The organism is Streptomyces sp. 150FB (assembly GCF_000818195.1).
Lineage (GTDB): Bacteria > Actinomycetota > Actinomycetes > Streptomycetales > Streptomycetaceae > Streptomyces.
Map to the genome: position 1 here is coordinate 1,708,408 of NZ_JTHL01000001.1, position 12,922 is coordinate 1,721,329.

The following is a 12,922-nucleotide window of genomic DNA, read 5'->3' on the forward strand; positions in this document are numbered from 1 at the left end:
CAGAAAACGGATTCGGCAACTGGGCAGGTCGAATCCGTTTTCTGGACAACCTGGCGGGAGCAGCCCCTACTCCTAGTGGCTACGAACTGGCAGATATCCCGGGAGAGAACAGATGCCGCTCACGACAGCCCTCGCTTTTCCGCCGTTCAGCAACCCTTACCCTCCGGGGATCCTGCGCACGCTGGCTCGCACGAACGCGAGCGTGGCCGATGCCCTCGAGACAACAGACCAGAAGCTCGCGGAAATCGGCCAGCCACCCGTAACGCACAGACTCACCACCACAGCGCCCGGGCCGGCTCCCAGCCTGGAAACGGAATACGTCCACAACCTGGTCGCGGCAACGCTCGTCCCGTACTCCGTATACGCGTCACTCGATCTGAAGGTTCAGCCATCCATCCTTCTCGGACATGGTGCGGGCTTCAATGTCGGGAGCGTGATCACGGACCTCATGTCCATGGCAGAAACAATCGATGTTCTCCTCACGGGATTCTTCGAAGCCAAAAGAATTTCACTGCGGGGTGGAATGCTCGCCCTCGCCGCCAACCAGCGGACCGCCGGGGCGATGTGTCGGCAGATCTCGGAGGACGGCCTCCACGTCGGCATGATCAATACTCCGACCCAAACGGTTGTATGCGGCCGCTTCGACGACCTGGACCTACTGGAGAGGCACGCGGAACGCGAAGGAATCCCCTGCAGACGTCTCGCTGCCATCCTCCCCATCCACACCCCGCTGTTCAAGCCGGCAGCCCTCCAGGCAATCCTTCGGCAAGAAGAACGAACCGTGCAACTCGCACTGCCCCCTCTGTACTTCACCACCGAATGCCGACCCATCATCGAATCTGACACAGTCAGAAAAGCGTCACTCGCCATCTGGACCAAACCCGCGAACCTGATCGAGTCCATCACGGACCTTCAGGAGAATTTCGGTATCAACCACTTCATCGAAGTCAACACCACTCCGACGCTCACACCAATGATCATCCAGAACGCGCACCCGGGCACACGGGTCGACGGCCCGCCACCCGGCATAACGGATGCCGCGGACGTACTCCCATTCCTCAACGGCGCTTACTGACCTAGCTCTCGCATGACGGCTCGCCAGGGGCCCGTGCCGAACTTGGGTTTCCAAGATTTTCTCAGGCGTTGACCGGCGCCGCTGACGGTCGGTTGAGCAGGATGAGCCGGCAGAACCGACGCCGCACGTGCGAAGTGCCTCACCACCACGACGGCTACGAAGCAACGAGCCGCCGTATCCTCATAGTTGACAGTCTGCGGCGATAGTCTGCGGCTATCAAGATCAGTCCGATACCATATTGGACGGCAGCTTACTTCGGCCCATATGGTCCTGTACATGACCACCCCACCCGCGTTAACAGCCCTGCCGCGTCCGGTTTTCCGGCAGGTGACGGTGCCCTCACGGCCCCGCGTGGGCTCTCAGCCGATCGAGCCGTGGGCGGAAGGGGTCCGGACTCGCATCCGTCCCGGCCTGTTCGACCACATCACGACCGGGACCAGCCGATGAGCACTACCCGGGAGCACTCCGAGGCGCGGCTGCTGGTCCCCTCCCTGATGTTCATCGCCCTGGTCGTGGCGGCAGTCGCCAGCCTCGGGGCGCCGCTCATCACCAGCGTGGCGACCACGTTCCACGTCTCACTCGACAGCGCGCAGTGGACACTGACCATCGCGCTGCTGAGCGGCGCGGTCGCCACGCCCATCCTCGGCCGGCTCGGAGCCGGCCCACACCGACGAGCCACGATTCTCGTCACGTTGGCGGTCGTCGTCGCCGGCAGTGCGCTCACCGTGCTACCGCTGCCGTTCGCGTGGCTGCTCGTCGGCAGGGCCGCACAAGGCGTCGGGCTCGGTCTGACGGCGCTGATGATGGGCGTGGCCCGCGACCATCTCCCCGAGGAGCGCAGCGCGCCCACCATCGCCCAGGTCTCGGTGGTCTCCATCATGGGGGTCGGTGTCGGCTACCCCCTCGCCGGCCTGCTCACCGAGTTCGGCGGGGTGCGCGCCGCCTATGGCCTCGGTCTGTTCGTCACCATCATCGCCTTCGTGGCCGCCTGGCGCTCCATACCCGTAGCCCCCGAAGGCCGCTCCGCCCACGTGGACATAGCGGGCGCGCTCCTCTTGGCGGGTGGACTGTTCCTCGTCCTGTTCCTTGCCGGCCAGAAGAGCCTGTGGAGCCATCACCTCGCCGTGGCGGTGGTCCTCGCCGTCGTCGCCGTGCTCCTGCTCTCCGCCTGGACCGTCTCCGGGCTGCGCGGCAAGACGCCCCTGGTCGATCTCCGGGCGTTCCGGCACCCGGCGGTCGCCGGAGCGAATGTCGCCATGTTCGTCGGTGCGATCGGCATGTACATCCTGCTCACGCTCATCACCCGGTACGCGCAGACGCCGCACAGCGCCGGCTACGGCTACGGGCTCACCACCTTCGTCGCCGGGCTGGTCCTGATCCCGTTCTCCGTGCTGGGGTTCGTTGCCGGCAAGCTCACGCCTCGGATGCTCAAACGGATCGACGCCCCCTTGCTCCTGGCCGGCAGCGCTGTCGTTATCGGTGGCGGGTTCGTCCTCTTCGCCGCGGCCCGGTCGAACCTTGCCGAGCTGTTCGTAGCAATGAGCGTGCTGGGCTTCGGTGTCGGCAGCTTCTCGGCCGCCATGCCCGGCGTCATCCTGGCCGTCACCCCCAAAAGCGAGACGTCCAGTGCCATGAGCTTCAACTACGTCGTGCGCAGCGTCGGGTACTCGCTCGGCAGCGCCATCGGTGGCCTGGTCCTCGCCTTCGGCACCGACACCGGCCAGATCTTCCCGAACGACAGCGCCTACACCACGGCAGCGTTGGTCGGCATCGCCGCGATGGCGATCACGACGATCACCAGCCTTGTCCTGGCCCGCCAGCGCTCGCCCAAGGCCGAACCGACCGTCCCCACGGTCGGCGCGCCGTGATGTCGGTGAGGTACGACAGGTACCGCTCGATCGGACCGACCGGCGCGTCGTCATCGCCGGGTACCGTCCACGATTCCTGCCGTGTCACCGGCGACACGACTCGCTGAACCAGCGTGATCCCCGGGCCCTACTGGTTCATGAAGGCAGGCGGGTCCGCGTTCGTACGTGGAGTGCACCCGACCCCGGCACGCGGGCGTTCACCAGCACCATGACGGACGCCTCAAACGAGCGTGGCACACCTCAAGCGAGCATGGCGAATGGGGCGAAGCACCACGAAGACCCTCCCGTAGATCTCGCCCGGGCTCACCAACGAAGAAATAAGACCAACGCGGCCTCGGCGAACACGGATAGGGGCCGAGCGGGGTCTCCACCACTCCATCAATCGAACGAACGTGCGAAAATTTGAGTTAGGGTGCTTCTCACGATCCAAATGACGCAAAGGGGGCTCATGGGAAGCAGGAGGTGTGTATGTCGTTTACGCACCTCCGTGTCGCCAGCGGCTACTCGCTGCGCTACGGGGCCAGCCACCCCCACGCGCTGGCGGAGCGGGCTGCCGAGCGCGGGCTCGACACCCTGGCGCTGACCGACCGGGACTCGCTCGCGGGGGCGGTGCGTTTCGCCAAGGCGTGCGCGCGGGCCGGGGTCCGGCCGCTGTTCGGCGCCGACCTCGCGGTGCCCGGCATACCGACAGCCGGCCCCGCGCGTCCTGAGCGGCAGCGGACCCCGGCCAAGGGGGGCGCGTTCGTGACGGACGCGCCGCAGCGTGCGGTGTTCCTGGCCCGGACCGCGGGCGGCTGGGCCGAGCTGTGCCGCCTGGTGTCGGCGGCGTCGGATCAGGGCGTCACCTGGGAGGACCTCGCCTGCGAGGACGGCGAGCTGTTCGTGCTCCTCGGGGCGGATTCCGAGGTGGGGCAGGCGCTGGCGGCGGGGCGTCCCGACCGGGCCGAGGCGTTGCTCGGTCCCTGGCGTGAGCGGTTCGGCCGGTCGCTGCGCCTAGAGGTGTCCTGGCATGGGCGGACCGGCACCGGACCGGGGTCGTTGCGGCTCGCCTCGCGGATGGCCGGCTTCGCCGCCGAGCAGCAGGTGGAGGCCGTATTGAGCAATGCCGTGCGTTACGCCGACCCGCACCAGGGCGAGGTCGCCGACATCCTGGACTCCGCTCGCCTGCTGGTGCCGGTCGACACCCGGGACGCGTCCCGTCTGGACAGCGGGCACCGGTGGCTGAAGGACGCCGGGGAGATGGAGCGGATCGCCGAGCGGATCGCCGAGGCGGTGGGCGGACAGGGTGTGGACGCCCGGCGTCTCCTCGCGGCGACCGAGGAGACGGCGGCGGCCTGCGTGGTCGACCCGGGTGAGGCGTTCGGCCTCGGCCGGCTGAATCTTCCCGAACCCGAACTAGTGGGCGCACGCGCCGAGTTGGCTGACCGGGTGCTGGCGGACCGCTGCGCGGCGGGCATGATGGACCGCGACTACCACCGGGACGTCCTTCGCTGGGACCGCCTGGAGGACGAGCTGAGGATCATCGCCGGGCACGGTTTCGCCGGATACTTTCTCACCGTTGCCGAAGTGGCCTCGCAGGCGCAGAAGTTGGGCATCCGGGTCGCGGCCCGCGGCTCGGGAGTGGGATCGCTGGTCACGCATCTGCTGGGCATCAGTCCGGTCGACCCGGTGGCGCACGGTCTGCTCATGGAGCGGTTCCTGTCCGCGCGGCGGTCCGCGCTGCCCGACATCGATCTGGACGTGGAGTCGGCGCGGCGCCTGGAGGTCTATCAGGCGGTACGGACACGTTTCGGAGCCGACCGGGTGGCAACGCTCGCGGTGTACAAGACCTACCGGGCACGCGGGGCGATCGAGGACGTGGCGCGGGCCCGGGGCATGGACCCCGACCAGGCGGCACGCCTCGCCAAGGCGTTCCCGCACATCCGGGCAGAAGACGTACGGGCGGCGCTCGCCGAACTGCCGGAGCTGCGCGAGGTCGCCGCCGAGGACCACGGCCGGCTCTGGGAGCTGGTGGAAGCGCTGGACGGGCTGCCGCACGAGGCGGCGATGCACCCCTGCGGGCTCCTCGTCTCCAACGCCGGGCTGCTGCGGCGCACCCCGGTGGCGCCGACCACCGTGGCGAACATCGCCATGTCGCAGTTCGACAAGGAGGACATCGAGGACACCGGGCACCCGAAGATCGACGTCATCGGTGTACGCATGCAGTCGGCGCTCGCCCACGCGGTCGCCGAGATCGAGCGCGTCACCGGCGAACACCTCGACCTGGACGACCCCGCGCAGGTCCCGCAGGACGACCCCGCCACGTACGACCTGATCACGTCCGGAGACACGATGGGCACCTTCCAGTTGGAGAGTCCCGGGCAGCGCGAACTTGTCCGGAATCTGCGGCCGCGCTCGTTCGGCGACCTGGCTCTCGACATCAGCCTGTTCCGGCCCGGGCCGGTGGCCGCCAACATGGTGGCTCCGCTGATCGAGGCCCGCGACGGCCGGACCCCGACCCGCTACCCGCACCCCGATCTGAAGCCGATCCTGCGGGAGACCGAGGGGCAGGTGGTCTTCCACGAGCAGGTCATCGCGATCATGGCGACGATGACCGGGTGCGACCGGGGCATGGCGGACGAAGCGCGCCGAGCCCTGTCCAGCCCCGAGCGGCAGGGCCGGGTGCGGGCCTGGTTCGCCGACCAGGCCCGGAAGCGCGGTTATCCGGTGGAGGCGGTACGGGAGGTGTGGAACATCCTGGAGGGCTTCGGCAGTTTCGGCTTCGCCAAGGCGCACGCCGCGGCTTTCGCGCAGCCCGCGTACCAGTCGAGCTGGCTCAAGGCCCACCGGATGGCGGCCCTGCTCGCCGGGCTGCTCACGCACGATCCGGGGATGTACCACAAGCGCGTTCTGGCCGCGGACGCCCGCCGCCACGGCGTACCCCTGCTGCTGCCCGACATCAACCACTCGCAGGCCGCACACATAATCGAACTGGTGTCCGGCAAATGGGGGGTTCGGATCGGTCTGTCGCAGATACGCGGCATCACCACGGCCGAGAGTGAACGCATCACCGCCGGGCAGCCCTACACCTCCCTGGAGGACTTCTGGCAGCGCGCCCGGCCCAGCCGCCCCCTGTCCGAACGCCTGGCCAGGGTCGGAGCGATGGACACCTTCGGACCCCGTCGCGAACTTCTGCTGAAACTCACCGAACTGCACCGCTCCGGCCGCGGCCGGAGCTCCTCCGCGGGACAGCTCCCCATGGAGAACGGCGGCACCGGCACCGAGCCGGACGACACCACCATGGCCACAGGTCTTCTGACCATGAGCGGCTCCGAGCAGCTCGGCGCGGAGCTGGACGTGCTCGGCATGGACGTCTCACGCCACCTGCTGGAAGACCACCAGGACCTGCTGGCCGACATCGGCGTGACGCCTGCCGCCGCTCTGTCCGGGCTGCGGCACGGTGCCACCGTGCTGGTCGCCGGCGTCAAGGTCGCCACCCAGACCCCGCCGATCCGCTCGGGCAAGCGGGTCATCTTCGCCACCCTCGACGACCCGACGGGCCTGTCCGACCTGGCATTCTTCGAGGACAGCCACGCACGCTGCGCCCATACGGTCTTCCACAGCGGCCTGTTGCTCGTCCGCGGGACCCTGGCCGGCCGCCCACCGCGCGCCTTCAGTATCACCGGCACGGCCGCCTGGGACCTGGCCGAGCTGATCGAGCTGTACGGCGACGGCGGCCCGGCCGCCGTCGCCGACCGGCTCGCCCGTCCCGCGACTGCCGAACGTCAGGCCGGTACGCACCGGACCATCGCCCAGCCGACCGGCACCGCCCTCCATCCCTGGGCCGACCTGAAACCGCCCGGAACCCCGGCCGCCCTCACCGCTCTCGACGGAAGGACCTTCCATCATGCGAGTCCCGGAAGCGCAGGGTGACTGCCGATGATCCTCTACCTCCACTTCGGCCCGCAGCCCGAGCCGATATACCACCAACTCCTCGCCACAATCCATGAGTTCACGCCCGCGACCCAAGCGCTGCCGCCGGATGCGGCACTCGCCGACGTGTCCGGGAGCATGCGGTACTTCGACCGCGATGCCACCGGCCTGGCGGCCCTGATCCGGATGCGGGCCGCCGCGGCCCTCGACGTCGACGCGACTGTCGGCATCGCCCCCAACCCCCTGCTCGCCCAACTGGCCGCCCATCGCGGCGCCCCCGGTACGATCCGTGCCGTCCCCGACGACCCCGAGGCCATCACCACATTCCTCACCGGTCTGCCCGCCGGTACGCTGCCCGGAGTCGGCCCGGCGACGGCGCACACCCTGGCTTCCTACGGCCTGTCCACCGCCGACCAGATCGCCGCCACCCCTCTGCTCACCCTCCAGCGCATCCTGGGAGCGGCCGCCGGACGTCAGCTCCATCAGCGCGCGTCCGGCATCGACCCCACCCGCGTCACCCCCGGTGCCCCGCCCCGCACGTACAGCGCCGAGCACCGCTTCGTACGCGACGAACTCGACTCCGACCGCCAGCACGACACCCTGACCCATCTCGCCGAGCATCTCGGGGCACGGCTCCGCGGCGAGCACCAGGCCTGCCAGTCCCTGACCCTGACCGTCCAGTATGCCAACCACTCGACAACCACCCGCAGTCGCACCCTGGCCGAACCCACCGCACACAGCCCTCAACTCCGCGCGGAAGCACACGCGTTGCACAAGACTCTGGGGTTGCAGAGAGCCCGGGTCCGTCGCCTCACACTGCGTGCGGGGGATCTGTGCGACGCGGGTTCGGTGTCCCGGCAGTTGGTCTTCGGCCTCGACAACGACAAAGCGCGTCGCATCGAGGCCGCCGCCGATCGAGCCCAGGCACGCTTCGGCCCGGGCACGGTGCGACCTGCCAGTACCGCGGGGATGGTGTGAGCCCCCGGTGGGGCCGTCGCCGTGGTTGCCTCCCAGGGCAGCCCTACGACACCACCCAACAAAGCCCTACTAGCTGGGCGTCAGCCATTCAGACCCCTCCCACCTGCGGAAATACCGGGCGACCCGGACGGTGGGGGCATGACTTTCGTCGACGAGGTGAAGAACGCCGTCACTCCACGGGCAGCCCTGCTCGTCATCGGTGTACTGGCGTTGCAGCTCCTGTTCATCGCGTCCTACGTGGGTGCTCTGCACCATCCGAAACCCACGGACGTGAAGGTCGCCGTCGTGGCTCCCGGGTCGATCGCCGGCCAGTTGGCCGATGAGCTGAGGCAGTTGCCCGGCGGTCCGCTGGACCCGCGCACGCTCCCCGACGAGAAGAAGGCGCGCGAGCAGATGCTGAACCGCGACATCGATGCCGCGCTCCTCATCGATGCGAAGTCCTCGACCGACACACTGCTGATCGCCTCGGGCCAGGGGTCCACCGAGACCAGCACCCTGCTGAACCTCTTCGAGCAGATCGAGGCCCAGCAGCAGCGCACCCTCAAGCTCGACGATGTCGCGCCCGCCTCCCAGGAGGACGCGGACGGGCTCTCGTCCTTCTATCTGGTCGTGGGCTGGTGCGTCGGCGGCTACCTGTGCGCGGCGATCCTCGCGATCAGCGCGGGGGCGAGGCCGGCCAACCGCAGCAGGGCCGTGATCCGGCTGATCGTGACGGCCCTGTACGCCGTCGCGGGCGGACTGATCGGCGCGGTGATCACCGGACCGATCCTGGGCGCGCTGCCCGGCAGCCTCTGGGGGCTGTGGGGGCTCGGCGCGCTCACGGTCTTCGCGGTCGGCGCAGCCACCCTGGCCTTTCAGTCGATCTTCGGTGTGGTCGGAATCGGCCTGGCGATCCTGGTGGTCGTCGTCGCCGGCAACCCGAGCGCCGGCGGCGCCTTCCCGCTCCCGCTGCTGCCGGATTTCTGGCGGGCGATCGGTCCCGCGCTGCCGGTGGGCGCCGCCACCTGGGTGGCCCGCTCGATCGCGTACTTCCGGGGCAACGCGGTCACCGGACCGCTGCTGATCCTCTCCTCGTGGGCGTTCGTCGGCACGGTGGTGACGCTGGTCATGGCGTCGCTGCGGCGCAAGGACCGGCCGGCGGGCCCGGCCATGGCCCCGGCGGAGGACCGGCCACCCGGCCCGGGAGACGAGGGCGGTCGTACGGAGGGTACGGAGCCCGGCGCCGAAGGTCCGGAGCCGGGCACCCCCACGGGACCCCGAACCGGAGCGACCCCCGTGTAACCCCGCGTGACCCGGCATCAGCCGGACCCGCACCGGACACGCGGAAGCCCGGCCCACCGATGGATGGTGGGCCGGGCTCCCGCCGTCAGGCGTTTCCGGTGGCGGTCAGCCGATCAGCCGATCTCCGAACCGGTGGCGGAGAGCGCCGCCGTCGCCGGCTGGAAGAACGTCTCACCGCCGGAGGTGCAGTCACCGCTGCCGCCCGAGGTCAGCCCGATCGCCGAGCTGCCCGAGAAGAGCGAACCGCCGCTGTCGCCGGGCTCGGCGCAGACGTTGGTGTCGATGAGCCCGTTGACGATGTCGCCGTTGCCGTAGTTCACGGTGGCGTCGAGTCCGGTGACCTGGCCGTCGTGCACCTGGGAGGTGGAGCCGCTGCGGGTCACGTTCATCCCGACAGTGGCCTCGGCCGCCTTGGTGATGCTCTGCGCGCTGCCGTTGTAGAGGTCGACCTCACTCGGGTGCGCCACGCCGGAGGCGTACTTGACCAGGCCGTAGTCGTTGCCCGGGAACTTGGACTGGGAGGTCGTGCCGACCGCGTTGCCCTGGGCGTCGGACCAGTCCGTGATCTCCGCCGTGCAGTGCCCGGCGGTCAGGAAGTACGGCTGACCGCCCTTGACCACGTTGAAGCCGACCGAGCAGCGTCCCGACCCACCGGGCACCGGACCGCTGACCGCGTCGCCGCCGGCGATGAAGGGCTTGAACGCCCCCGCCGTCTGCTTGAGCGTGGCCTTGCCGCCGAGGTCCTTCACCACACCGCTGAGCTTGTCCCAGGCGGCGCCCTTGACCGTGCTGTCGGCCGTGACCACCATCTTGTTGGCCACCGGGTCGAAGGACCAGGAGGTACCCGGGATCGTCGCCTCGGAGACCAGCGTCTGCCGGGCGCTCTTGAGGTCGGCGAGGGAGTTCTCGACGACTCTGGCCTTGCCGCCGGCCTGGCGCACGACTTCGGCCGCCTGATCGTCGACCACGTTCACCACGAGCGCCTTGGCCTTGGCGTCGTAGTACGAACCGGCCGCGTCGGCACCCAGGCTCTTGTCCAGGGTGGAGGAGAGAGTTCCGGCCGCGGTCGCCGTCAGCGACTTCACCGTGAAGTCAGGGGTGGCCTCACTGGCGTTCGCAGTCTGGAAGGTGACGCCCGCCGTCACCAGAGCGACGACAGCGGTGCCCGCCATTGCCGCACGCTTCGTGGATATGTGTCGATGCTTCAACACTGACCTCCTGTGGGGGCCGAGTCGGGGCAAGTGGGGTGCTCCGACCCGGAGGATGGGCCGCTCACTATTCCGAGACCGGCCAGTAGCACACAAGGTCGCCCACCAGACACGCACACGACAACACCAATACGCCCACGCGGCCTACACCTCCGACTCGCACGGGTCGGGGAGCAACCGTCCCGTTCGCGAAGACCGCCGCCGCCCGGGCCCCGGCGGAAGGCGGGTCCCCGCCCGGAGTCTGGCGGGGACTCACCTTCCGCTGGTCGTACGTACGTACGGATCCGGTCAGTAAATACTGACGCCGTACGCGCTCAGCGCCTCGGTGACCGGCTGGAAGTATGTCGTACCCCCGGAGGAGCAGTTGCCACTGCCGCCCGACGTCAGGCCCACCGCGAGGCTGCCCGAGTAGAGCGAGCCGCCGCTGTCACCCGGTTCGGCGCAGACATTGGTGCGGATCAGGCCGGAGACGATGTCGCCGCCGCCGTAGTTGACCGTCGCGTTGAGGCCCTGCACCGTGCCGCTGTGGATTCCGGTGGTGGAGCCGCGGCGGGTGACCGACTGGCCGACGCTGGCGTTGGTCGCCCCCGTGATCTCGACGCTGCCGACGGTCCCCGGATGGGCGATCGCGGTGTTCGAGTACTGCACGATGCCGTAGTCGTTGCCCGGGAAGCTGGAGCCGGCCGTCGGGCCGATGCTCGTGGTGTGCGAGGAGTTGGTGTACCAGGGCGGGTTGCCCTCGGTGCAGTGGCCCGCGGTCAGGAAGTAGTACGTATTGCCGCTGCGTACGTTGAAGCCGGCCGAGCAGCGCCAGCTCGTGGCGTAGACGGCGTCGCCGCCGCTGATCAGCTTGGAGAGCCGACCCGCGGTGCGCTCGACGCGCAGCGCTCCCGCGTTGGCTCCCGCCGTCTGCCGTATCTTCGCTATCTCCGCTTCGGTGACGGTGCTGTCCGCCGTGACGACAAGACCGTTACTCGCTTTGTCGACATACCAGGCCGTGCCCGCCACATCGGCGTTCAGTACGGCGTCGCTCGCTGCGGCGAGCTGGTTCGTGCTGAAGGTGGACGCCGAGTCGGCGTTCGCCGACGGTACGGCGAGCGCGGCGGCGGCGACGAGACCGGTGGCGACGGCGAGCAGACGCGTACGTCTGGCCAGGCCACGGCCGGGGGTGGTGCGCTTGATCCTCACGTGTCGTTCCTCCCTGGGGGAATCGGAGGGCCCGACATGGGGCGTGCGCCGGACCCGTGAGGCGCAGCCGGGAGCGCCCGTCCGGATTCCGGAGGACCCTGCTCCCGACAAGCGCTGTTCGGGAGTATTGGGGGCGGCCAACTCGGGGCGCAAGGCCATCTTTTGGCCTGCCCTTGGCCTGGACTTGACCCGACGTGACCGGTGGTGCGGGTGGTTCTCGGGTGGCGCCACGGAAGCCACGAGCCCGCCGGGAACCAACCGAGCCACCCGAACCGCCGGAACCACTGGAACCGCCGGAACCACCGGGAGCCGCCGGGCACCCCGAAGGCGCCCGGCGCCTCCCGGTCACGCGACACGCGAGGTGTCAGCCCGCGATCAGGTTCCGCTCCCCGGCGGGGACACCGATCGTGAGCGTGTTGCCCGGCGGCGGGAACGGGCAGATGAAGTGCTCGGCGAAGGCGCACGGCGGCAGCAGCGCGCGGTTGAAGTCGACCAGGACCGTGCCGTCCTCCGCCGGGGCCGGGGGGCGCAGGAAGCGGAAGCGGTAGCTGCCGTTCCCGCTGGTCGTGTCGGCGAAGACCGCCCAGAGCGAGCCGTCGGGCTCCACCGCGACACCGAGGGTGTGCTCGGCGCCGTCGACATCGAAGACGATCTCACCGGCGATGCCGAGGCCCCGCTCGACCCCGTCGGCGTTCTCCACCCGTACGGTGCGGTGCTCGTCGTACGGGTGGAAGCGGCCGGGGAGCGCCCAGTGGCTGTCGTACGGCGTCGCCTCGATGCCCCGGAACGCGTGGCGGGCGGCTGAGCGCGGATCGAAGTCGCGTACCGCCCAGAGTCCTTCGCGGCGCAGCACGACCAGCCGGCGTTCGCCGGCCGCGATCCTGGACTCCCCGATCGGGCCCCGGTCGGGGGTCAGCCGGATCTCGCCGTCGAGCGGCTCGCCGTCGGCGGTCAGGCCGTCGCCGGCGCCGGCGCTCAGCACCACCTCGTCGCCGTCCTCCCGCCACACGCCGGGGACTGCGGGGATCCGCCCGTCCACGTGGTCGGCGAGCCAGTGCGTGCCGGTGAGGGAGAGCGGGCCGTGCGGTTCCGACACCTTGGCGGTGCGCCGGTCGTGCCAGCTCTTCCACTCCTCGGCGGCGGCTGCGGATGCGTCGTGCGCGTCGCGTACATCGGTCCTCATGACGCTCAAGACTTCCACACCGGCTCTCCGGTGGACGTCATGAGCCGTGCGTCAACGCTGTGGTACGGCTCACCCACCCCGTACGTGTCATCCCGCCCGGGTGTACCGCCCGGTCGGCCGCGCGAGGCACAGGTGCTCACGGAGGGTGCCGCCCGGGTAGAAGGTGCGGAACCGGCTGCGGTGCTGGAGCAGGGCGACGGTCCCGTTCACGAGCCGTTCGAGATCGCGG

At 69.6% G+C, this 12,922-nt stretch carries 8 protein-coding genes and 1 pseudogene; 5 read left to right on the plus strand and 4 right to left on the minus strand.

What is annotated here, in order from left to right; translation table 11 throughout:
• Positions 1 to 112: 112 nt before the first annotated feature.
• The 5 genes from QR77_RS06975 to QR77_RS06995 all read left to right on the plus strand — a co-directional run bounded on the left by QR77_RS06975 (position 113) and on the right by QR77_RS06995 (position 9,114).
• The gene (locus QR77_RS06975; RefSeq protein WP_040020320.1) at positions 113 to 1,075 is read left to right on the plus strand and encodes a hypothetical protein; all 963 of its coding nucleotides are present in this window, start codon (positions 113 to 115) and stop codon (positions 1,073 to 1,075) included.
• A 443-nt stretch (positions 1,076 to 1,518) separates the two neighbouring features.
• Entirely contained in the window at positions 1,519 to 2,943 is a 1,425-nt protein-coding gene (locus QR77_RS06980; RefSeq protein ID WP_040020322.1) for an MFS transporter, read from the plus strand.
• 468 nt (positions 2,944 to 3,411) lie between these two features.
• A complete protein-coding gene (dnaE, locus tag QR77_RS06985) occupies positions 3,412 to 6,855 on the plus strand; it encodes a DNA polymerase III subunit alpha (protein ID WP_040020325.1) in 3,444 nt (1,147 codons plus the stop codon).
• A gap of 6 nt (positions 6,856 to 6,861) precedes the next feature.
• Positions 6,862 to 7,833, plus strand: a complete 972-nt coding sequence (locus QR77_RS06990; protein WP_040020327.1) for a DNA polymerase — start codon at positions 6,862 to 6,864, stop codon at positions 7,831 to 7,833.
• A 138-nt stretch (positions 7,834 to 7,971) separates the two neighbouring features.
• Positions 7,972 to 9,114 (plus strand): ABC transporter permease, encoded by a 1,143-nt coding sequence (locus QR77_RS06995; protein WP_107068901.1) that lies wholly within the window; start codon positions 7,972 to 7,974, stop codon positions 9,112 to 9,114.
• Positions 9,115 to 9,227: 113 nt separating this feature from the next.
• Here QR77_RS06995 and QR77_RS07000 read toward each other — a convergent pair whose 3' ends face one another.
• From QR77_RS07000 to QR77_RS44925, 4 genes and pseudogenes are all read right to left on the minus strand, one after another.
• Positions 9,228 to 10,322: a S1 family peptidase gene (locus QR77_RS07000; RefSeq protein ID WP_078876522.1), complete on the minus strand. Its 1,095-nt coding sequence runs from the start codon at positions 10,320 to 10,322 to the stop codon at positions 9,228 to 9,230.
• Between the two features lie 288 nt (positions 10,323 to 10,610).
• A complete protein-coding gene (locus tag QR77_RS07005) occupies positions 10,611 to 11,510 on the minus strand; it encodes a S1 family peptidase (RefSeq protein ID WP_040020331.1) in 900 nt (299 codons plus the stop codon).
• A gap of 364 nt (positions 11,511 to 11,874) precedes the next feature.
• Positions 11,875 to 12,693, minus strand: coding sequence for a DUF1684 domain-containing protein (locus tag QR77_RS07010; protein WP_040020333.1), 819 nt, complete (start codon positions 12,691 to 12,693; stop codon positions 11,875 to 11,877).
• A gap of 87 nt (positions 12,694 to 12,780) precedes the next feature.
• Positions 12,781 to 12,922: pseudogene (locus tag QR77_RS44925) on the minus strand (FMNH2-dependent monooxygenase); the annotation flags it as partial.

Coding starts and splice junctions, on each gene's coding strand:
- QR77_RS07010 (WP_040020333.1), bottom strand. CDS start 12,693: ATGAGGACCGATGTACGCGACGCGCACGACGCATCCGCAGCCGCCGCC.
- dnaE (WP_040020325.1), top strand. CDS start 3,412: ATGTCGTTTACGCACCTCCGTGTCGCCAGCGGCTACTCGCTGCGCTAC.
- QR77_RS06980 (WP_040020322.1), top strand. CDS start 1,519: ATGAGCACTACCCGGGAGCACTCCGAGGCGCGGCTGCTGGTCCCCTCC.
- QR77_RS06990 (WP_040020327.1), top strand. CDS start 6,862: ATGATCCTCTACCTCCACTTCGGCCCGCAGCCCGAGCCGATATACCAC.
- QR77_RS06995 (WP_107068901.1), top strand. CDS start 7,972: ATGACTTTCGTCGACGAGGTGAAGAACGCCGTCACTCCACGGGCAGCC.
- QR77_RS06975 (WP_040020320.1), top strand. CDS start 113: ATGCCGCTCACGACAGCCCTCGCTTTTCCGCCGTTCAGCAACCCTTAC.